Source organism: Pseudactinotalea sp. HY158 (assembly GCF_009660225.1).
In the GTDB taxonomy this organism is placed as follows: domain Bacteria; phylum Actinomycetota; class Actinomycetes; order Actinomycetales; family Beutenbergiaceae; genus HY158.
Map to the genome: position 1 here is coordinate 2,961,062 of NZ_CP045920.1, position 19,915 is coordinate 2,980,976.

At 71.2% G+C, this 19,915-nt stretch carries 17 protein-coding genes and 1 pseudogene; 7 read left to right on the plus strand and 11 right to left on the minus strand.

The window, feature by feature from the left end; genetic code table 11:
- Positions 1-23 precede the first annotated feature (23 nt).
- The 9 genes and pseudogenes from GCE65_RS12980 to GCE65_RS17125 form a co-directional block, all read right to left on the minus strand.
- Positions 24-1,331, minus strand: coding sequence for a thymidine phosphorylase (locus GCE65_RS12980; RefSeq protein ID WP_153878691.1), 1,308 nt, complete (start codon positions 1,329-1,331; stop codon positions 24-26).
- Between the two features lie 17 nt (positions 1,332-1,348).
- The gene (locus GCE65_RS12985; RefSeq protein WP_153878692.1) at positions 1,349-1,768 is read right to left on the minus strand and encodes a cytidine deaminase; all 420 of its coding nucleotides are present in this window, start codon (positions 1,766-1,768) and stop codon (positions 1,349-1,351) included.
- A gap of 29 nt (positions 1,769-1,797) precedes the next feature.
- Positions 1,798-3,075: an ABC transporter permease gene (locus GCE65_RS12990; protein WP_153878693.1), complete on the minus strand. Its 1,278-nt coding sequence runs from the start codon at positions 3,073-3,075 to the stop codon at positions 1,798-1,800.
- Complete coding sequence (locus tag GCE65_RS12995) at positions 3,072-4,349, minus strand: ABC transporter permease (protein ID WP_153878694.1); 1,278 nt, start codon at positions 4,347-4,349, stop codon at positions 3,072-3,074. Before GCE65_RS12995 ends, GCE65_RS12990 begins: the two co-directional genes overlap by 4 nt.
- The gene (locus GCE65_RS13000; protein WP_153878695.1) at positions 4,346-5,944 is read right to left on the minus strand and encodes an ABC transporter ATP-binding protein; all 1,599 of its coding nucleotides are present in this window, start codon (positions 5,942-5,944) and stop codon (positions 4,346-4,348) included. Before GCE65_RS13000 ends, GCE65_RS12995 begins: the two co-directional genes overlap by 4 nt.
- Positions 5,945-6,199: 255 nt before the next feature.
- Positions 6,200-7,330, minus strand: a complete 1,131-nt coding sequence (locus tag GCE65_RS13005; protein WP_370460126.1) for a BMP family protein — start codon at positions 7,328-7,330, stop codon at positions 6,200-6,202.
- 225 nt (positions 7,331-7,555) lie between these two features.
- Complete coding sequence (locus GCE65_RS13010) at positions 7,556-8,851, minus strand: amidohydrolase (RefSeq protein WP_153878696.1); 1,296 nt, start codon at positions 8,849-8,851, stop codon at positions 7,556-7,558.
- 38 nt (positions 8,852-8,889) lie between these two features.
- A complete protein-coding gene (locus tag GCE65_RS13015; protein WP_370460127.1) occupies positions 8,890-9,750 on the minus strand; it encodes a sugar phosphate nucleotidyltransferase in 861 nt (286 codons plus the stop codon).
- 100 nt (positions 9,751-9,850) lie between these two features.
- A pseudogene (locus GCE65_RS17125) lies at positions 9,851-10,075 on the minus strand (sugar phosphate nucleotidyltransferase); the annotation flags it as partial.
- 145 nt (positions 10,076-10,220) lie between these two features.
- Between GCE65_RS17125 and sdhC the strand changes: the two are divergent.
- The 4 genes from sdhC to GCE65_RS13035 all read left to right on the plus strand — a co-directional run bounded on the left by sdhC (position 10,221) and on the right by GCE65_RS13035 (position 13,721).
- Positions 10,221-10,634, plus strand: coding sequence for a succinate dehydrogenase, cytochrome b556 subunit (sdhC, locus tag GCE65_RS13020; protein WP_153878697.1), 414 nt, complete (start codon positions 10,221-10,223; stop codon positions 10,632-10,634).
- A gap of 15 nt (positions 10,635-10,649) precedes the next feature.
- Positions 10,650-11,099 carry a succinate dehydrogenase hydrophobic membrane anchor subunit gene (locus GCE65_RS13025; protein ID WP_152910320.1) on the plus strand — a complete coding sequence of 150 codons (450 nt, stop codon included), beginning with the start codon at positions 10,650-10,652 and terminating at the stop codon, positions 11,097-11,099.
- A 79-nt stretch (positions 11,100-11,178) separates the two neighbouring features.
- Positions 11,179-12,969: a succinate dehydrogenase flavoprotein subunit gene (gene sdhA, locus GCE65_RS13030; RefSeq protein ID WP_153878698.1), complete on the plus strand. Its 1,791-nt coding sequence runs from the start codon at positions 11,179-11,181 to the stop codon at positions 12,967-12,969.
- Positions 12,969-13,721 carry a succinate dehydrogenase iron-sulfur subunit gene (locus GCE65_RS13035; protein WP_152910322.1) on the plus strand — a complete coding sequence of 251 codons (753 nt, stop codon included), beginning with the start codon at positions 12,969-12,971 and terminating at the stop codon, positions 13,719-13,721. Before sdhA ends, GCE65_RS13035 begins: the two co-directional genes overlap by 1 nt.
- A 48-nt stretch (positions 13,722-13,769) precedes the next feature.
- On the opposite strand, the gene GCE65_RS13040 is transcribed toward GCE65_RS13035, so the two are convergent.
- Together GCE65_RS13040 and GCE65_RS13045 are read right to left on the minus strand one after the other, a co-directional pair.
- Complete coding sequence (locus GCE65_RS13040) at positions 13,770-14,948, minus strand: YihY/virulence factor BrkB family protein (RefSeq protein ID WP_153878699.1); 1,179 nt, start codon at positions 14,946-14,948, stop codon at positions 13,770-13,772.
- Positions 14,945-15,454, minus strand: a complete 510-nt coding sequence (locus GCE65_RS13045) for a 2'-5' RNA ligase family protein (RefSeq protein WP_152910324.1) — start codon at positions 15,452-15,454, stop codon at positions 14,945-14,947. Before GCE65_RS13045 ends, GCE65_RS13040 begins: the two co-directional genes overlap by 4 nt.
- A gap of 110 nt (positions 15,455-15,564) precedes the next feature.
- Between GCE65_RS13045 and galT the strand changes: the two genes are divergently transcribed.
- The 3 genes from galT (at position 15,565) to GCE65_RS13060 (ending at position 19,910) form a co-directional block, all read left to right on the plus strand.
- Complete coding sequence (galT, locus tag GCE65_RS13050; protein ID WP_227993865.1) at positions 15,565-16,776, plus strand: galactose-1-phosphate uridylyltransferase; 1,212 nt, start codon at positions 15,565-15,567, stop codon at positions 16,774-16,776.
- A gap of 2 nt (positions 16,777-16,778) precedes the next feature.
- On the plus strand, positions 16,779-17,981 hold the full coding sequence (gene galK, locus GCE65_RS13055) for a galactokinase (protein ID WP_153878700.1): 1,203 nt from the start codon (positions 16,779-16,781) through the stop codon (positions 17,979-17,981).
- A 165-nt stretch (positions 17,982-18,146) separates the two neighbouring features.
- Positions 18,147-19,910 carry a hypothetical protein gene (locus GCE65_RS13060; protein WP_153878701.1) on the plus strand — a complete coding sequence of 588 codons (1,764 nt, stop codon included), beginning with the start codon at positions 18,147-18,149 and terminating at the stop codon, positions 19,908-19,910.
- Positions 19,911-19,915: the final 5 nt, after the last annotated feature.

The window sequence follows — 19,915 nt, forward strand, 5'->3', positions numbered from 1 at the left end:
CCGTCCGCCCGATCGGCGCGAGTTCAGTCGATCGTCTCGAGCACGACGGGTCGCGGCGCCGGCGCCGGCGCCTCCGGTCCGGTCTGCTGCGGCCCGATCGTCACCGCGCCGGTGAGTGCCTCGACCGCGCGGCCGAAGCGCTCGGGCGTGTCGGTGTGCAGGGTCATGAGCACCTGGCCCGCGCGCACCGCCTCCCCCGGCTTGGCGTGGAGTTCGATGCCGGCGCCGGCCTGCACGGCGTCCTCGCGCCGGGCACGCCCGGCCCCGAGTCGCCAGGCCGCCACCCCGACCGCGTAGGCGTCGAGCCCGGTGAGCACGCCGCCGGCGGTGGCCCGGACCTCCTCGGTGTGGGTCGCCACCGGCAGGGGCGCCTCGGGATCGCCGCCCTGCCCCCGGATCATCCTGCGCCACACGTCGATCGCCCGCCCGTCGGCGAGCGCCGCCCGTGGATCGGCGTCGGGGCGTCCCGCCGCGTCGAGCATCACCCGGGCGAGCGCGACCGTCAGCTCGATCACGTCGCCCGGTCCGCCGCCGGCGAGCACCTCGACCGACTCGCGCACCTCGAGCGCGTTGCCGGCGGTGAGCCCGAGCGGGGTGGACATGTCGGTCAGGAGCGCCGAGGTGGTCACGCCGGCGTCGCGCCCGAGGGTGACCATCGTGGTTGCGAGCGAGCGGGCGTCGTCCATGCTCTTCATGAACGCGCCCGAGCCGACCTTGACGTCGAGCACGAGCGAATCGGTGCCCTCGGCGATCTTCTTGGACATGATGGACGAGGCGATGAGCGGGATCGCCTCGACGGTGCCCGTGACGTCGCGCAGGGCGTAGAGTTTCCGGTCGGCCGGGGCGAGGCCGGAACCGGCCTGGCAGATGACCGCCCCCACCTCCGCGAGCTGGCGCATGAGGTGGTCGTTCGAGAGGGCCGCCCGCCAGCCGGGGATCGACTCCAGCTTGTCGAGGGTGCCGCCCGTGTGGCCCAGTCCCCGGCCCGAGAGCTGCGGCACGGCGACGCCGAAGGACGCGACGAGCGGTGCCAGCGGCAGGGTGATCTTGTCGCCGACCCCGCCGGTCGAGTGCTTGTCGGCGGTCGGCCGGTCGAGGCCGGAGAAGTCCATCCGCTCCCCGGAGTCGATCATCGCCGTGGTCCAGTGGAGGATCTCGCGGGCGTCCATGCCGTTGAGGAGGATCGCCATGGCCAGGGCGGCCATCTGTTCCTCGGCCACGACCCCGCGGGTATAGGCGTCGATCACCCAGGCGATGCGGTCCGGGTCCAGCCGGCGGCCGTCCCGCTTGGCCGTGATCACCTCGACGGCGTCGAACGGTTCGTGGCTCATCTTCTCGCTCCTCCTGATCAGGGTTCGGGCCGGCGTTCGGGCCGGTGTGCGGCGAGGGCCTCCGGCCCGAACGCATCGGGCAGGACCTCGGTCATCGGCCGGATCCCCCGGACCGTCTCCACCAGCAGCTCGGCGCCGCCGTGCTCCCAGAGCAGCTGGCGGCAGCGGCCGCACGGCATGATCACCTCGCCGCCGCCGTTGCAGCAGGTGAATGCGACGAGCCGGCCGCCGCCCCCCGTGATCAGGGCGGAGACGAGGGAGCACTCCGCGCACAGGGTCACCCCGTAGGCGGCGTTCTCCACGTTGCAGCCGACGATCACCTCACCGGAGTCGGTGAGCGCGGCCGCCCCCACGGGATAGCCGGAGTAGGGGGCGTAGGCGCGCGTGACCACCTCCCGGGCCGCCCCGCGCAGCCGGTCCCAGTCGATGTCTGCCATGGCGGCCTCCTTGATGCCGGCGTGCCCGGTCACTCCGGCGGGTACGGCTTGCCCTCGGCCGCGGGCGGCCGGAAGCGGCCGACGAGGCCGGCGACGGCGAAGATCGTGGCCAGGTACGGCAGCATCGACAGCAGCTCCGAGGGGATCGGCGAGTCGATGTTGCCGAGCACCCGGCGCAGCGAGTCGAAGAAGCCGAAGAGGATCGCCGCGGCGAGCGCTCCGGTCGGGTTCCACCGGCCGAGGATCATCGCGGCGAGCGCGATATAGCCGCGGCCCTGGGTCGCCTCCTTCGTGAACGCGAGCCCGGCCGCCACGATCGAGGCTCCGCCGAATCCCGCGATGGCCGAGCCGAGGATCACGTTGCGGTACCGGGTGCGGTTGACGTTGATGCCGACCGTGTCGGCCGCCTTCGGGTGCTCCCCGACCGAGCGCATCCGCAGCCCCCACCGGCTGCGGAACAGCAGGTACTGGAGCACGAAGATGAGCACGATCATCGTGTAGACCATGATGTTCTTGTTGAAGAACGCATTGCCGATCACGGGCAGGTCGGCGAGCAGCGGAATCCGCAGCTCGGGCAGGGCGGGCGGGGTGCGCAGCGACTGGTTGGTCGAGAGCACGGTCGAGAACAGGTAGTTCGTCAGCCCGAGCACGAGCACGTTGAGCACGACCCCGACGATGATCTGGTCCACCCGGTACTTGACCGTGAAGACGGCGAGCAGCCAGCCCACGAGCCCGCCGGCGATCGGGGCGGCGATGAGGCCGAAGTACAGGCTCCCGGTCGCGGCGCCGACCGTGGCGCCCATGAACGCGCCGGCGAGCAGCTGCCCCTCGATCGCGATGTTGATCGTTCCCGAGCGCTCGCACAGCACCCCGGCCATCGCCCCGAAGGCGAGCGGGAGGGCCGCGATGATCGTGGTCGAGAGCAGGAACGGGATCGGCAGGCCGTAGTTGTTCCCCGCCACGACCCACACGAGGAACGCGAACAGCACGAGCACGCCGAAACCGAGGGTGAGCCAGGTCGGCAGCTTCTTGCGCCGGTAGGCGAGGTAGAACGAGGAGCCGGCGAGCGCCAGCGCGCCGAGCATGAGCACGATCCCGGCCGGCCGGCCCGGCACGGTGACCTCGCCGACGTCGAACGTGTCGTTGCTCTGGGACAGCTTGAAGGTGGAGGCGCCCTCCGGCCCGAGGAACAGGTAGGCGAGCAGTCCGAGGAGACCGACGACGCCGAGGATGATCGGTGTGCGCAGGGCGACCGCCTCCCGGGGCGCGGCCGCCTCGAGACGGGGGGACTCGGTCGTGGCGGTCATGCGAGCGCCTCCTTCCGCTTGAGGCCGCTGTGGGGAAGGAAGAACATCCGGCGCACCAGCGGGGGCGCCGCGATGAACAGCACGATGACCGCCTGGATCACGAGCACGATGTCGGTGGGGGTGTCGGCGACCGTCTTCATGAACGGGGAGCCCGCCCGCAGCGCCCCGAACAGGAGCGCCGCCCCGACCGTGCCCAGCGGTTTCGAGCGACCGAGCAGCGCCACCGTGATGGCGTCGAACCCGACGGACCCCGCGGTGCTCGCCTGCATCGTCCCCTCCGTGCCGAGCACGATGCTCGACCCACCGAGCCCGGCGAGGAGGCCGCCGACCACCATGACCCACACGAAGACCGACGGAACCTTGATGCCGGCCGTGCGGGCGGCGTCCATGTTCGCCCCGACGGCACGGAACTTGAAGCCGAGCGTGGACCGCTCCATGAGCCACCACACCCCGAACGCCGCGAGCAGGGCCAGCGGGAAGGCGAGACTGATACGGAATGGCTCGGGCAGCAGGTTCGGGAACATCGCATTGTCGTGCACGGCTGGGCTGATCGGCCGGTTGCCGATGGGCCGCAGCACCGAGGTGGTGAGCAGGTAGGAGACGAGCCACACCGCGATCCAGTTGAGCATGATCGTCACGATCACCTCGTTCGCCCCGGTGCGGGCCTTGAGGAAACCGGCGATGCCGCCCCAGATGCCGCCGATCACGATCGCGGCGAGCACGGCGAGCACGAGCAGCGTCGGGCCGGGCGCCGAGAACGTGAAGCCGACGTAGGCGGAGCCGGCCGCGCCCATGAGCACCTGCCCCTGGGCACCGATGTTGAACATGCCCGACCGGAACCCGACGGCCAGGCCGAGACCGGCGAAGATGAGCGGGGTCGACCACACCATCGTCTCGGTCAGCGGGCGGATCATCCGCACGAAGGAGTCGGCCTCGAAGTCGAACACGGCGCCGCGGAACAGCGCCACGTAGGAGGAGCGGATCGCGTCCCACGCGTACCAGAGCATGTCGTAGGGGCGGGAGAAGAAGTAGGACGACGCCTGCCGGGTCTGCTCGTCGGCCGCGGCGATGAGCAGACCGGAGATGACGAGCGCGGCGACGATCGCGAGCAGGGTCACGAGCCAGCTCGAGCGGAGCATCTCCTGCAGCAGGTTGAGCTTCGGCTCGGTGTGGAGCCGATTCGCCTCGGCCGGTTCCGACGGGGAGACCGGTTCCGACGGGGAGACCGGTTCCGCCGGGGAGGACGGCTCGGGTGGGCTCGGGGTGTCGCTCACTTCTTCTCCTTCCCTTGCGGGTTCTCCGGGTCGAGCAGTTCGGGCCCGCTCTCGTGCAGGGTCGTGGGGTGCTGCTCCGCCTCGGCCTCCGCGGCCTCGGGCGGGATGCCCGCCATCATGAGTCCCAGGACGTCGCGGCTCGTGCCGGCCGGGACGATCCCGACGACCCGGCCCTTGTTCATCACGGCGATCCGGTCGGCCAGCGCCGCCACCTCGTCGAGTTCCGTGGAGACGATGAGCACGGGGGTGCCCCGGTCGCGTTCGGCCACGATCCGGCCGTGCACGAACTCGATCGAGCCCACGTCGAGCCCGCGGGTCGGCTGCGAGGCGATGAGCAGGTCGAGGTCGCGGGACATCTCCCGGGCGAGCACGACCTTCTGCTGGTTCCCGCCCGAGAGGGCGGAGATCGGATCCTGGATCGACTGCGTGCGCACGTCGAACTCGGCGCGGTACTTCTCGGCGTGGTCCGCGATGACCTTCGGATACATGGCCAGGCCCTTCGCGAACGGTGGCCGGTTGTGGCGGTCGAGGATCATGTTCTCGGCGATCGAGAACGAGGAGATGAGCCCGTCGGTCGAGCGGTCCTCGGGCACGAAGCCGACCCCGGAGTCCAGCACCTCCTGCACCTCGAGCCCGAGCAGCTCCCGGCCGTTGAGGCGGGCGGAGCCCGCCAGCGCCGGCCGCAGCCCGAGGATGGTCTCGACCAGCTCGGTCTGACCGTTCCCCTGGACACCGGCGACCGCGAGGATCTCCCCGCCGGCCACCTCGAAGCTCACGTCGTCGACGACCGGGGTGCCGTTGGAGTCGTGCACTCTGAGGTCGGCGACCGCGAAGAGCCGGTCGTTCGTGCGCGCCTCCGCCTTCTCGACACCGAGGTTGACGGCCCGGCCGACCATGAGGGAGGCGAGTTCGTTCTCGGCGGCATCGGGGGTGGCGGTGCCCACGACCCGGCCGCGGCGGATCACGGTGATCTCGTCGGCGACGGCGCGGACCTCGCGCAGCTTGTGGGTGATGAAGACGATCGCCGTGCCCTCGTCGCGCAGCTGGCGCATGATCCCGATGAGTTCGTCGGTCTCCTGCGGGGTGAGCACCGCGGTCGGCTCGTCGAGGATGAGGATCCTCGCGTCCCGGGAGAGCGCCTTGATGATCTCGACGCGCTGCTGCACCCCGACCGGCAGGTCCTCGATGTAGGCGTCCGGGTCGACCTCGAAGCCGAACCGGGCGGAGATGTCCCGCACGAGCTTGCGCGCGTACTTGAGGTCGATGATCCCGCCGGTGCCGGTGGGCTCGTGGCCGAGCACGAGGTTCTCCGCCACGGTGAACACCGGCACGAGCATGAAGTGCTGGTGCACCATCCCGATCCCGGCCGCCATCGCCTCACCGGGGCCGTCGAACCGGACGGGCCGGTCGTCGATGAACATCTGCCCGTCGTCCGGCTGGTAGAGGCCGTAGATGGTGTTCATCAGGGTGCTCTTGCCGGCGCCGTTCTCGCCGAGCAGCGCGTGGATCGATCCCGCCTCGAACGTCACGTCGATGTGATCGTTGGCGACGAGCGAGCCGAATCGCTTGGTCAGACCCCGCAACTCAAGTTTCACGATGTGTCCCTCTCCGCGACCCTCGCGGTCTCGTACGGGTGACTGTAACGCCCGCCCCGGTGGCGCGGGCCGATTCCGGTCGTCTCCGAGCGGCTCCGAGCGGCCCCGAGCGGCTCCGAGCGGCCTCGGAGCGCCCTCCGAGACGGTCGGTGGCGGTGGGCCTCGGGGAACGCGTGGCATTCCCTGAGGCCCACCGCCACCGGTTGTCGTGTCCGGCCCGGCGCCGCGGCCGGCGGCGACCTCACCCCATCGGCGTCATCCGACCGGCGTCGCCGACACCGACTCGACGACGAGGTCGCCGGAGATGATCTGGCTGCGCAGGTCGTCGATCTCGGACTTGAGATCGTCCGGCACCTTGTCCTCGAACGCGTGGTACGGGGCGATCCCGACGCCGCCGTTCTCGAGGGTGCCGACGTACGGCGCGTTGCTGAAGTCGTCCTCGGCGGAGGCCTTGATCGTGTCGAACACGGCGTTGCCGATGAGCTTGACCACCGAGGTGAGGATCAGGTCCTTGTTCGCGTCGTTCGAGGGCTGCAGGTAGCCGTCGGAGTCGACCCAGATGACCGAGACGCCGTCGTGCTCGGCCGCGGCCTTGAGCGATCCGGACCCGACCGGGCCCGCGACCGGCAGGATGATGTCGGCGCCCTGGTTGATGAACTGCTGGGTGGTCGTGTACCCGTTCTCGACGTTCGAGAAGTCACCGGTCATGGAGCCGTTCTGCGCCTCCTTGTCCCAGCCGAGCACCTTGACGTCGGTGTCGTGGGCCTCGTTGTACTTCTTGACGCCGTCGGAGAACCCGTCCATGAAGATCGTCACCGAGGGCAGCGGCATGCCGCCGTAGGTCGCCACGGTGCCCGTCTCGGTCATCCCGCCGGCGAGGTAGCCGGCGAGGAACGCGGCCTCCTGGGTGTTGAACACGAGCGGCTTGGCGTTGTCGATCTCGACGACGTTGAAGTCCTCGTCGGTGAAGACCGAGTCGACCAGCGCGAACTCGATGTCGGGGTTGGCCTCGGCGGCCTCCTGGATCGCGTCCTCGAGGTTGAAGCCGATCCCGATGATCAGGTTGCAGCCGGCCTGCACCTGGGAGTCGACGTTCGGGCCGTAGTCGCTCGGGCTGGTCGATTCGGCCGAGTGGATCGTGACGCCGAGCTCGGACTCGGCCCGAGTGAGGCCCTCGTAGCCGGACTCGTTGAAGGAGGCGTCGTCGAAGCCGCCCTCGTCCGAGACCATGCACGCCACGAAGTCGGAGTGGTCGACACCCGCGCTCGTGGTCTCGCCCGAGCCTCCGGTGTCGCCGTCGCCTCCCTCCCCGGGGGGCGCCCCACAGGCGGCCAGGGCGAGAACGGCAGCTGTCGCCGACACGGCGGCGAAAATAGACTTCTTCACGATGCTTGTCTCCCGATGTGAGGTGCCGCCCCGGTCGGGGCGGAGGATCCCGGATCGGGTTGACCCACGCACCGTGGCCGGTTGGACCTCTCGGCCCGGGGTCGCCTTGCCGTCCGGAGAATGGACACTAGTCCGTCGTCGTCGCCGATGCAGGTATTGGGCGAGCGGGAAAGGCGTTCGTTATGCAACCGTTGCGAGCGCGTCCGCGGCAGCGTCCGGGCGGTCTCAGCTGTCCCGGACCGGCTCCGGATAGCGGGTCCGGCCGGCCCGCGGCAGCGCGGCCACGCCGGCGAGCACCCGCGCGCCGACGCCGATCGCGCCCTCGTCGAAGATCGCGTCCCCCTGGTGCAGGTCGTAGGTGCGACCGCCCGCGCTGCGGGTGCCCAGGCGGCCCATCGCCCCGGGCCGGTGTCGCAGATACCAGCCGAAGTCCTCCCCGCCGAGGGACTGATCGGTCAGGTCGGTCGCGTCCTCGCCGACGAGCGTGCGCACGGAGGCCTCGAGCACGTCCACCTCGCGGGCCGTGTTGACGACGGCCGGCACCCCGCGCACGAGGTCGACCTCGGCGTGGACGCCGATGGCGGCCACGAGCTGCGGGATGATCGACATGAGCAGGTCGTCCGCCTCGTCCCAGGCCCGGGAGTCGAGGCATCGCAGGGTCCCGGTCACCGTTCCGCGGGCGGGGATCGCGTTCGCGGCCGTGCCCGCGTGCACGCTGCCCCACGTGAGGTTGACCCCGAAGCGCGGATCGATCCGGCGGGCGAGCACCGCGGGGGCGGCGGTGATGATCTGACCGAGCGCGTACACGAGGTCGCCCGTGCGGTGCGGCCGGGACGTGTGCCCGCCGCGCGAGGTGAGCGTGACGGTCACGGTGTCGGAGGTCGAGGTGATCGGCCCCACCCGGGTGGCCACGGCGCCCACGTCGACCCGCGGGTCGCAGTGCAGCGCGTACACCTCGCTCACGCCGTCGAGCGCACCGACCTCGATGACGTCGAGGGCGCCGCCGGGCTGGACCTCCTCGGCGGGCTGGAACACGAGGCGCACGTCGCGCGCGAGCTCACCGGCCGCGGCGAGCTCGGCCAGGATGAGCCCCGCGCCGAGGGCCGAGGCCGTGTGGATGTCGTGCCCGCACGCGTGGGCGTACCCGTTCGTGGCCGCGAACTCGAGCCCGGAGGTCTCCAGCAGCGGCAGCGCGTCGAGATCCGCCCGCAGCACGACCCGGCCGCCCGCGCCGGCAGCCGAACCGGTCGAGCCGGTCGAGCCGGTCGTGCTGGTCGTGCTGGCATCGATGTCGCAGTACAGTCCGGTGCCCGGCAGCAGCGCGACGCGGAGTCCGGCCGCTCGCAGCCGGCGCGCCACCGCCTCGGTCGCCCGCTTCTCGCCGCGGGCGAGTTCGGGATGGCTGTGCATGTCGCGCCGGAACGCGATGAGCTCGTCCTGGAGTCCGTCGCTGCAGCGGATGATCCGCTCGGCGAGGGCATTCGATCCGCTCGTGCGCGGGGGCCGGGGTGTCTCGCTCATGGATCCGTCCGTCGAGTCGGTCTCGGTCGATGGTCGCCTCACCGCAGTGGTCCTTCCCGCGGCAGGTCGTCCACGACCTGCTTGAGGTGCTGTGCCCGGTCGCGGGTGGTCACGAGGATCGCGTCCCCGGTGTTGACCACGACGGCGCCCGGAATCCCGAGGACGACGACCGTCGCCTCACCGGGGACCACCACGCTTCCCTCCGCGCCGTAGGCACGGACCCGGTCCGCGGATCCCGCCGGGCCCAACACCCGGACGGCGCCCCGCCCGCCGCTCGGCGGCGCCTGCACGGGCGAGGGCTCGGGCAACGCCGTGGCGATCGCGTCCCAGTCGCCGATGTCGCTCCACCCGAGGTCGGCGGGGACGACGGCGACCCCGCCGTCGCGGGAGAGCGGCTCGCTCAGGGCGTGGTCGATGGCGATGGCCGGGAGCCCGGGCCACACGCGTTCGAGTACCTCGGCGCGCTCGGGCCCGTCCCAGGCCGCGGCGATCTCCTCGATCCCGGCGGCGAGCGCGGGCTGGTAGCGGCGGAGGAGCTCGCGCAGCCGCTCCGCCCGGCACAGGTACATGCCGGCGTTCCACAGGTACCCGCCCGCCGCCAGATAGCCCGCGGCGACCCCCGGCGAGGGCTTCTCCACGAAGTCCTCGACCGGCTCGACGCCGGCCACCGGGCCCCCCGCGCCGACGCGGATGTACCCGAACGCGGTCGAGGGCTCATCGGGAGCGATCCCGATCGCGACGAGGTAGTCGTGCCGGGCCGCGGCGACCGCGCGGGTCACGGCGCTCGTGAACGCCGGCTCGTCCGCGATGAGATGGTCCGCGGCGAAGGATCCGACCACGAGGTCCTCGTCCGGATGACGGCGCCGGAGCACCTCGGCGGCGAGCGCGATCGCGGCCATCGAGTCCCGCGGGGACGGTTGCGAGCACGTCGCCGGGGGGAAGGTCGGGGAGCTGCGAGCGCACCTTCGCGGCGTGCCCCGCCCCTGTGACGACGACCACGCCCTCGGCCAGCGGGCGCAGGCGCGCGTAGGTGGACTGGAGCAGGCTCCGGCCCGAGGCGGTCAGGTCGTGCAGGAACTTCGGATCCGTCCGGCGTGACAACGGCCACAGCCGGGTGCCGGCGCCGCCGGCGGGGACGATCGCCCGGAACGTGGCCCGGCCCGCCGTGCGGCCCGCGTCCGCGGGCTCCGATGCGGGCCGTGGGGCGGATCGGGGCTGTGTCATGGGCCCAGGCTACCGACAGCTCCGCAGCGGCGCCGACGTGGCACATTCGCCTGGGGAACCGGACTAGAGTGGAATCGAATTGGCGACCGGAGCCGAGCCCTCCCCTGGCTCACCCCGTCGCGCGTACTGCCGAGGAGGCCCCACCGTGTCTGCACCGCCCGCAGCACCTTCCGCGCCTAAGAAGTCCAAGCGCACCCTGGGAACGTTGTATCGCGGCCATGAGGGCATGTGGTCCTGGGTCGCCCACCGGGTCACGGGAATGCTCATCTTCCTGTTCCTGCTCGTGCACGTGCTCGACACGGCGCTCGTGCGGGTCGACCCGGAGCTCTACAACGCGGTCATCGGCCACTACAAGACCCCGATCATGGGTCTGGGCGAGGCCGGCCTGGTCGCGGCGATCCTCTTCCACGCATTCAATGGGATCCGCATCATCCTGGTCGACTACTGGGACAAGGGCGCCAAGTATCAGAAGGTGCTGTTCTGGATCGTCATCGCACTCTTCGTGGTGTTCATGGCGGCGTTCCTGCCGCGGCACCTGTCGAACGTATTCGGGGGCTGAGGAATGAGCGAGCACATGACGACCGCGAGCAAGGTCGCGCTGCCCAACGACCCCTATCCGCGGCGCAAGATCACCCGCGGAAACTTCGAGCTGTACGGCTGGGCCTTCATGCGCATCTCCGGCGTCGTGCTGGTGGTGCTCATCTTCGGTCACCTGTTCGTCAACCTCATGGTCGGCGAGGGGGTGCACGCCCTCGACTTCGCCTTCGTCGCCGGCAAGTGGTCGAGCCTGGGGTGGCAGATCTGGGACCTGACCATGCTCTGGCTGGCGATGCTGCACGGCACGAACGGCGTGCGCACGATCATCAACGACTACGCGGAGCGCAACGGCACCCGCGGGGTGCTCAAGCTCATCACCTACGCGGCCGCCGTCGTCACGATCGTGCTCGGCACCCTGGTGATCTTCACCTTCGACCCCTGCCCGGCCGGCGCGCCGCTCGATGTACTGCCGTCGATCTGCAGCTGACCCGCGCCCGGTGACCGGCCGCGGCCGGCGCACCCGAGCAGACCGTTCCTCACGGACCCATCAGTAGGAGACCTCTTCGATGCAGACCCACCGTTACGACGTCGTCATCGTAGGCGCCGGAGGCGCCGGGATGCGTGCGGCGCTGGAGTCGTCCACCCGGGCGCGCACCGCCGTCCTCACGAAGTTGTACCCGACCCGCTCCCACACCGGCGCGGCGCAGGGCGGGATGTGCGCCGCCCTCGCGAACGTCGAGGACGACAACTGGGAGTGGCACACGTTCGACACCGTCAAGGGCGGTGACTACCTGGTCGATCAGGATGCCGCGGAGGTCATGGCCAAGGAGGCCATCGACGCCGTGCTCGACCTGGAGAAGATGGGGCTGCCGTTCAACCGGACGCCCGAGGGCCGGATCGACCAGCGCCGCTTCGGCGGCCACACCCGCAACCACGGCGAGGCGGCCGTGCGGCGCTCGTGCTACGCGGCCGACCGCACGGGCCACATGATCCTGCAGACCCTGTATCAACAGTGCGTCAAGCAGAAGGTCGAGTTCTTCAACGAGTTCTACGTGCTCGACCTGCTCCTGGTCGACGATCCGGAGGGCGGCGAGGGCGCGAAGAAGGTCGCCGGCGTCGTCTCCTTCGAGCTCGCGACCGGCGAGATCCACGTGGTGCAGGCGAAGTCGGTCGTGTTCGCCACCGGCGGTGCCGGGAAGATCTTCAAGACCACCTCGAACGCGCACACGCTCACCGGCGACGGCATGGCGATCGCCTACCGCAAGGGGCTGCCGCTGGAGGACATGGAGTTCTTCCAGTTCCACCCGACCGGCCTGGCCGGCCTCGGGATCCTGCTGTCGGAGGCGGCCCGCGGCGAGGGCGGCATCCTGCGCAACAGCGACGGCGAGCGGTTCATGGAGCGCTACGCCCCGACCATCAAGGACCTCGCCCCGCGCGACATCGTCGCCCGGTCGATCGCCAACGAGGTGCGCGAGGGGCGCGGCTGCGGCCCCCACAAGGACTACGTCTACCTCGACCTCACGCACCTGGAGCCGGCGCACATCGACGCCAAGCTGCCGGACATCACCGAGTTCGCCCGCACCTATCTCGGGGTCGAGCCGTACAACGAGCCGATCCCGGTCTACCCGACCGCTCACTACGCGATGGGCGGCATGCCGACGACGATCACCGGTCAGGTGCTGCGCAACAGCACCGACACCGTGCCCGGCCTGTACGCCGCCGGCGAGGTCGCCTGCGTGTCGGTGCACGGGTCGAACCGGCTCGGCACGAACTCCCTGCTCGACATCAACGTCTTCGGCCGCCGCGCCGGGATCGCGGCCGCGGAGTACGCGAACCGGACCGAGTTCGTCGAGCTGCCCGACGGGCCCGCGACGGGCGTCGTCGCCGAGCTCGAGGCCATGCGCGCCCGCTCCACCGGCGAGCGCGTGGCCGATATCCGCCGCGAGCTGCAGACCACGATGGACGTGAACGCCCAGGTGTTCCGCACCGACGAATCGCTCAAGCAGGCCCGCGCCGACGTTCGGGCGCTGCAGGCCCGCTACAACGCGGTCGCGGTCCAGGACAAGGGCCAGCGGTTCAACACCGAGCTGCTCGAGGCGTTCGAGCTCGGCTTCCTGCTCGACCTGGCCGAGGTCGTGGTGGAGGGTGCGCTCAATCGCACCGAATCGCGCGGCGGCCACTTCCGCGAGGACTTCCCCGACCGCGACGATCCCAACTGGATGAAGCACACGATGGCCTACCGGGTCGCGGACGAGGGCGGCACGACCGATGCCGCCGGGATCGCCCCGCACCACATCCGGATCGACTACAAGCCGGTCACGGTCACCCGTTACCAGCCGATGGAGCGTAAGTACTGATGTCTGCCACTGCCCAGGCGCCCGAGGTCGACGAGGTCCCGACCTTCACGGTGACCCTGCGAATCGAACGGTACAACCCCGAAGCGGCCTCCCCCGAGCCGTACTGGGAGGACTTCCAGGTGTCGGTGCACGGCACGGACCGGGTGCTCGACGCGCTCCACCTGATCAAGTGGGACCAGGACGGCTCGCTCACGTTCCGCCGGTCCTGCGCGCACGGGGTCTGCGGCAGCGACGCGATGCGCATCAACGGGCGCAACCGGCTCGCGTGCAAGACCCTCCTCAAGGATCTCAACCCGAAGAAGCCGATCATCATCGAGCCGCTCAAGGCGCTGCCGGTGGAGAAGGACCTCGTCGTGGACATGGAGCCGTTCTTCGCCTCCTACCGCGAGATCATGCCCTTCCTCATGCCCGAGGGGAACACCCCCTCGAAGGAGCGCCTGCAGAGCGTCGAGCAGCGGGCCGCCTTCGACGACACGACCAAGTGCATCCTGTGCGCGGCCTGCACGAGCTCGTGCCCCGTGTTCTGGGCGGACGGGCAGTACTTCGGGCCGGCCGCGATCGTCAACGCCCACCGGTTCATCTTCGACTCCCGGGACGCCGGCGGCGAGCAGCGGCTGACGATCCTCAACGACAAGGAGGGCGTGTGGCGCTGCCGCACGGTCTTCAACTGCACCGAGGCCTGCCCCCGCGGGATCCAGGTGACCAAGGCGATCGCCGAGGTGAAGCAGGCGATCCTCACCCGCGGCTTCTGACCGGCGCGCACGCCGGTCCCCCCGTCCGGGTCAGACCTGCGGGCTGCGTCAGCGCCCGCGTTCGCGCATGAGCTGGCGGACCCGCGCGAAGAATCCGACCGGAGCCGGTTCCGGTTCGGGCTCGCGGGGCCGCTGCTCGATCGCGACGATCCCGGTGTAGGTGTCGAAGGTCCAGTCGAGGGTCTCCGGCGCGACCACGGACACGTAGTTCGGGGTGTGGTCGACGTTGACCAGGGCCTTGCGATCGAGCTTGGGGCGAGCCGGCGGATCCGCGGTCCAGGCCGCGACGAGCAGCGCGAGCCGGGCGGCGAGGTTGAGCCAGATGAGCAGGGTCGCCAGCGCCGCGACCGCGGCGACCGATCCGAGCAGCGGCCGGCCCGAGACGTTCGCCACGACGGAGGCCCCGAGCAGCCGCAGCGCGCCGGTGCCGACGGCGCCCAGGGCGCAGCCCTGCCAGAGCCGCGCCCAGGGCACCCGCGCCCCGGCCAGCCCGCGGAAGAGGACGGCGAAGACGGAGGCGTCCACGAAGAAGCTCACGGCGATCGTGGCGACGTCGAGGCCGAGGCGTGACCCCGACTCGTTCATGAGCCACCCGACGTGCCGTTCCAGCCAGCCGAACGCGACCTGGGTCACGACCGCCAGGAACGAGGTCGTAAGCACCGACACGGCCAGGCCGATGAACCCGAGCAGGTCGCGCAACTTGCCGAACAGGAAGTTCTCGCCGGTCTTGCGCAGCCCGAACATCGCCCGCAGAGCCGTGCGCAGCGCCGCCATGACCACGGTGGCGGAGTTGAGCAGCACGAGCACGGCGATGATGCCGGCCACGCCCCACCCGGTCGCGAGCACGAGCTGATCCGGGGTGACCAGGCCGGTTCCCGAGCCGGTGTCGATCACCCCGGGCAGCACCTGGTCGATCTGGGCGAACACGGTCTGCGCGAAGCCCGGATGCTCGCGGAACACCCCGACCAACGCCGTGAGCGCGATCGTCAGGGCGGCGGCGACCGAGAGGAGCCCGCCCAGGGCGATCCCGCCGCTCAGTTGGGCGCCGTTGCCGGCGCTGTACCGGGCCAGGGCACGGGCGATCCTCGTGTCGCGCCACCACGACTCGGCCCGGGCGGCCGCGATTTTGAGCCGTTCGATCATGCCCGCGAGGACCGAACGGCCCGGTCGGTCCGTCGCCCGCGGCTCCTGTTCGCCGCCGGCGCCGCCCGTCCGCGCGCGTCTCATACGGTGAGCGTGAATCGATCGATTCCCCGCCACACGCCGTCGAGCCCGTGCTCGAAGAGTTCGAACGCGGCGACCGGGAACTCGGCGGAGAAGTCGGCCATCGCCGCCTCGGCCCGATCGAGCGAGGTGTCGTCGATCTCGTGGGCGATCGTCACGTGCGGACGGTAGGGGAAGCGCTGCTCGGCCGCGAGCGGGCCCGCGTTCAACGCCGCCTGGAGACCGGTGCAGTCGTCCCCGCCGCGCACGAGCGGGACGAAGACCACCGGGGTGATGGGCCGGAACGTCTCGGTGCCGGCCAGCCGGACGATGAACGGTGACCGGGCCGCGGCGACGCGCGCGAGGTGAGCGACGACGTCCATAAGCCGTTCCGGATCGATCCAGGTGGGCGGGACGAGCGTGATGTGCGGGGGGATGAGGCCGGCGCGCGGATCACCGGCGTCGAGCCGGGCCCGGGTGAGGGCAGCACGATACGGGTCGGGAATCTCGATCGCGACACCGATCCACATCTCGACTCCAGCGGCTCAGTTCGGCACCCCGCGTGGGCCCGTCTCGCGTAACTCTCCCACAAAACGACGCTTGTTCAGACTTGTGTTATTGTGTTCAGATGACTACCGGGATGGCGTTATCCAACGAGCACACCGCGGTGCGGCGCACACCGACGACCCTGGCCGACGGCCGGGACCTCTTCTACTTCGACGATTCCGAGCCGTACGTCTCCGGACGGGCCACCCGGCGGCTCGACGACCCCCGCCCGCTGGCCGACCGCTTCGCCTCGTTCACCGACCCAGGCGGCACGACCCGCGAGGTCACGGGCCCGCAGATGCGCCAGGATCCGCTCACGGGCGAGTGGATCCCCATGGCCACCCACCGGATGAATCGCACCTTCCTCCCCGGCCCGGACGCGAACCCGCTCGCGCCGGCCGACCCGACGGCCGAATACTCCGACGGCGAGATCCCCGCCGAGGACTACGACGTCGTCGTGTTCGAGAACCGCTTCCCCTCGCTCATGGCGGTGCCCGGGGCGCCCGCGGACACCTCGTTCGTGGACGACAGCCCGCTGTGGCCGACGCGCCCGGCCGCCGGCCGCTGCGAGGTCATCTGCTTCTCCCCCGATCCGGACGCCTCCCTCGGAGGAGTCTCCGAGCGGCGGATGCGCACGATCGTCGAGGCGTGGACCGACCGCACCCGCGACCTGAGCGCGCTGCCCGGCATCGAGCAGGTCTACATCTTCGAGAACCGCGGCAAGGACATCGGCGTCACCCTGCATCACCCGCACGGGCAGATCTACGCCTACCCCTACCTCACCGCGCGCACCGAGCAGATGCTCACCCGCGCCCGGGCCCATCGGGAGCGCACCGGGCGGAACCTGCTGCGCGACATCCTCGAGGCCGAACTCGCCTCCGGGCGGCGGATCGTGGCCGAGACCGAGCATTGGGTCGCCTACGTGCCGGCCGCCGCGCGCTGGCCCGTCGAGGTGCACATCGCCCCGCGCCGCGACGTGCCCGACCTGCCCGCCCTGACCCGGGCCGAACGCGACGACTTCGCCGGCCTGTACCTGCGGCTGCTGCGCCGCCTCGAGCGCTTCTTCGTCGACGACGAGGGCCGCGGCATCCCGCTGCCCTACATCTCGGGATGGCATCAGGCGCCGACCCGCGAGGGCCGCGACGACCTGCGCCTGCACCTGCAGTTCTTCTCGCTGCTGCGCGCGCCGGGCAAGCTCAAGTACCTCGCGGGCTCCGAATCGGGCATGGGCGCGTGGATCTCCGACACCTCGCCCGAGCGCATCGCCGACCGGCTGCGCGAGATCCCCGCCGAGCCGGTCGCGTAGCGATGACCACCTGGATCGCCCCGTGGGAGCGTGCGGACGGCGCAGCTCGGGCCCGCGCGACGTTCACCGCCGCCTTCGGTTACGAGCCGTCGGGGGTGTGGGCCGCGCCCGGCCGCGTGAACATCATCGGCGAGCACGTCGACTACAACGGGGGCGTGTGCCTGCCGATCGCGCTGCCGCACCGCACGTATCTGGCCTTCGCGCCGCGGCCGGATCCGGCGGATCGCAGCGTGCGGCTCGTCTCGGACCGGGAGGCGGCGACCTGGGCGGGCTCGCTCGACGAGGTGGCGCCGGGACTCGGGTCCTGGGCGGCCTACGTGGTGGGCGTGCCGTGGGCGCTCGAGCAGGCGGGCCACGCGACGACCGGGTTCGACGCCGCGGTCTCCTCGTGCGTGCCCTACGGCGCCGGCCTGAGCTCCTCGGCGGCGCTCGAGTGCGCCGCCGCCGTGGCCCTGGCCGACGCAGACTCCTGGGACGGACCGGACCCGGCCACGACCGCGGGCCGATCGGTGCTCGCCGCCGCGTGCGTCCGGGCCGAGAACGAGATCGCCGGGGCGAACACCGGCGGCATGGACCAGAACGCCTCGCTCCACTGCCGCGCCGACCACGCCCTCCACTTCGACACCCGCTCCGGTGAGCTGAGCCAGGTGCCCTTCGACGTGTCCGGGCACGGCCTCGAGCTCCTCGTGATCGACACGAAGGCCCCGCACGCGCTGGTCGACGGCCAGTACGCGGCCCGGCGCGCCACCTGCGAGGCCGCGGCGGCCGAGCTCGGCGTGGCCACGCTGCGGGACGTCGAGGACCTGGGGGCCGCGCTCGCGCGGCTGCGCGATCCCGTGAGCCGGGCGCGGGTGCGTCACGTGGTCACCGAGATCGAGCGGGTCGAGGAGTTCTCCGCGGCGTTCCGAGCCGACGACCTCGCGCGAGCCGGCGAACTCATGACCGCCTCGCACGTGTCGCTGCGTGACGACTACGAGGTCTCGGCGCCGGAGCTCGACGTGGCCGTCGATTCGGCCCTCGGGGCGGGCGCCCTCGGTGCCCGGATGACCGGTGGTGGCTTCGGCGGGTCGGCGATCGCCCTCGTACCCGCCGGTTCGCCGGCGGTCGTGGTGGCCGCGGTCGAGGCCGCATTCGACCGCTCCGGGTTCGCCGCCCCCGAGTTCCTCCTCGCCCCTGCGGCCGAAGGCGCCGGACGCGTGGCCTGAGCCGGCGACCGGGCGAGGGACGACCGGGCGAGCAACGACCGGTCCCCGTCGCGGCCCGGTGTGATTCCCCGTCGTTGCCCGCGTCTTCGCCGGCATTCCGCGGGTTGCCGGTCGGAGAATCGGGTGGCCCGATTGAATGTCGGTGGTCGGTTCTAGGGTTGTTTCATGAGCACGAGGGCGGCCCGGCAGATGCGAGCGAGGCGAGCGGAGATCGCCTCGCTCGCGTCCGAGGACGCGGTACTGGACCGGGTCCGCCAGGTGCGCAAGGTCCAGGCGGGCGCGGAGGCCGATCTGTTCTTCCTGGCGATCGAGATCGCCCAACGCAGCCCGGTCACCGAAGACTGCGGGGACTGGTCCTGTCACACCGATCTGGCCCTGGGGGTCTCCTATTGTGATTCGGCGGCGAACTGGTTCGCGGCCGTGACCGGCTTCTCCACCGACGCCGCCCAGGCGATGCTCCTCGAAGCCCTCGAGGTCGCCGAACGCCTGCCACTGCTGTACGGGCGGGTCCTCGACGGGCGCACCCGGGCGCACACCGCCCGGCTCGTGGCCGAACAGACCCTCGGTTTGAACGTGGAGGCGGCCCGGTTCGTCGATGTCCAGGTCGCAGCCGCCGGGGCGATCCGGGGCCGATACGCCATCAAGGGCCTCGTGCGGGAGGCGATGATCACCCACATGCCCGACCAGTACGCCGACCTGCAGCGGGCGCAGGCCGATCCGCGCCGGGCCGATGTCCATATCGGCGCCGACGGCACCGGCCGCATCGACGCGATCGTGTCCACCTTCGCCGCCCTCGATCTGGAACAGAGCCTGGCCTTCGGGGCCGCGCAACTCAAGGCCGCCGGATCGGGTGAGGTCCTCGATGCCCGACGCTCGCTCACGTTCGAGGGCATCATCGCCGCCACCCACCACCCCGCACCCACCCGGCAGGACGCCCTCGACCTCACCAACGGGCAACCAGGCCAGCAGGCCCAGCAGACCCAGGAGACCCAGCAGGCACGGCAGGCCCAGGGACCGGGGGCGGGGGCGCCGGACTGCACGGGCGGCACCAACGTCATGGCCGCGGGCACGGGCGCGAGTCCAGCCGTGGGAGGCGCGGCCGGAGCGGCGGTGGCCGGAGCGGCGGCGGGTCTGACCGGCGAGGCGCCTGCGACGGCTGCGGGCGGTGGTGTGTCGTGTGGGCCTGCGTGGTCGGGTCGGGGCGTGCCGCGGGCGAAGGTCGTCATGTACCTGCACATGAACGCCTCCGCGTTCTGGCCCGACGGCAGGCCCCCCGACCAACCCGACTGTCATTCTGGAAACCGACCACCCGATCGTCATCCCGATGATCGGCCCCCTGGTCATCCCGATCGTGATTCTGGCTGCCTGCTCACCGGTGGGTCGTGCGCGGATCCGCCGGGCTCGTCAGGTATGGGCTGTCTCGAACACGCGGCCGACTCGACGGGAACAGCGGGCTCAGTCGATCCCGAGCACGTCGCCGATGCGGCCTATGTCGCGGGCAGGTTGGCCCGTGAACCCGTGCACATCGAGGGGCCGGGGATCCCGCCCGGGCTCGTGATCAGCGCCGCCGAGGTCGCGGCCATGTTCACCACGCCCCACGACGCGGCCACGCCCGACAGCGCGCCCGTTGACGGACCACGGGGCTCTGATACGCCGCGCGGGACGGGTGGCCCGTGGGGGCCGCAGATATTCGTGCGTCCGGTCATCGACCTCGAAACCGAACACGAAGTCGCCGGCTATGCCGCCGGGGACGTGATCAAGGACCACCTCCACCTACGCGACCGAACCTGCGTGTTCCCGGCGTGCGCCCGCCCGGCCCGGGCCTGCGATGCCGACCACATCGACCCCTGGAAGACCGACCCCCAGGGCGACCCCCCTACGTGTCAGGCTGAGTTGAGACCAGGTCCTCATAGCAAGTATGACTCGTAGGGTGA

What these genes read in the sequence shown, in the direction of transcription:
- GCE65_RS12980 (WP_153878691.1), bottom strand. Translation starts at nt 1,331, where the DNA reads ATGAGCCACGAACCGTTCGACGCCGTCGAGGTGATCACGGCCAAGCGG.
- GCE65_RS12985 (WP_153878692.1), bottom strand. Translation starts at nt 1,768, where the DNA reads ATGGCAGACATCGACTGGGACCGGCTGCGCGGGGCGGCCCGGGAGGTG.
- GCE65_RS12990 (WP_153878693.1), bottom strand. Translation starts at nt 3,075, where the DNA reads ATGACCGCCACGACCGAGTCCCCCCGTCTCGAGGCGGCCGCGCCCCGG.
- GCE65_RS13010 (WP_153878696.1), bottom strand. Translation starts at nt 8,851, where the DNA reads ATGAGCGAGACACCCCGGCCCCCGCGCACGAGCGGATCGAATGCCCTC.
- GCE65_RS13015 (WP_370460127.1), bottom strand. Translation starts at nt 9,750, where the DNA reads ATGGCCGCGATCGCGCTCGCCGCCGAGGTGCTCCGGCGCCGTCATCCG.
- GCE65_RS13025 (WP_152910320.1), top strand. Translation starts at nt 10,650, where the DNA reads ATGACGACCGCGAGCAAGGTCGCGCTGCCCAACGACCCCTATCCGCGG.
- sdhA (WP_153878698.1), top strand. Translation starts at nt 11,179, where the DNA reads ATGCAGACCCACCGTTACGACGTCGTCATCGTAGGCGCCGGAGGCGCC.
- GCE65_RS13035 (WP_152910322.1), top strand. Translation starts at nt 12,969, where the DNA reads ATGTCTGCCACTGCCCAGGCGCCCGAGGTCGACGAGGTCCCGACCTTC.
- GCE65_RS13040 (WP_153878699.1), bottom strand. Translation starts at nt 14,948, where the DNA reads ATGAGACGCGCGCGGACGGGCGGCGCCGGCGGCGAACAGGAGCCGCGG.
- GCE65_RS13045 (WP_152910324.1), bottom strand. Translation starts at nt 15,454, where the DNA reads ATGTGGATCGGTGTCGCGATCGAGATTCCCGACCCGTATCGTGCTGCC.
- galT (WP_227993865.1), top strand. Translation starts at nt 15,565, where the DNA reads ATGGCGTTATCCAACGAGCACACCGCGGTGCGGCGCACACCGACGACC.
- galK (WP_153878700.1), top strand. Translation starts at nt 16,779, where the DNA reads ATGACCACCTGGATCGCCCCGTGGGAGCGTGCGGACGGCGCAGCTCGG.
- GCE65_RS13060 (WP_153878701.1), top strand. Translation starts at nt 18,147, where the DNA reads ATGAGCACGAGGGCGGCCCGGCAGATGCGAGCGAGGCGAGCGGAGATC.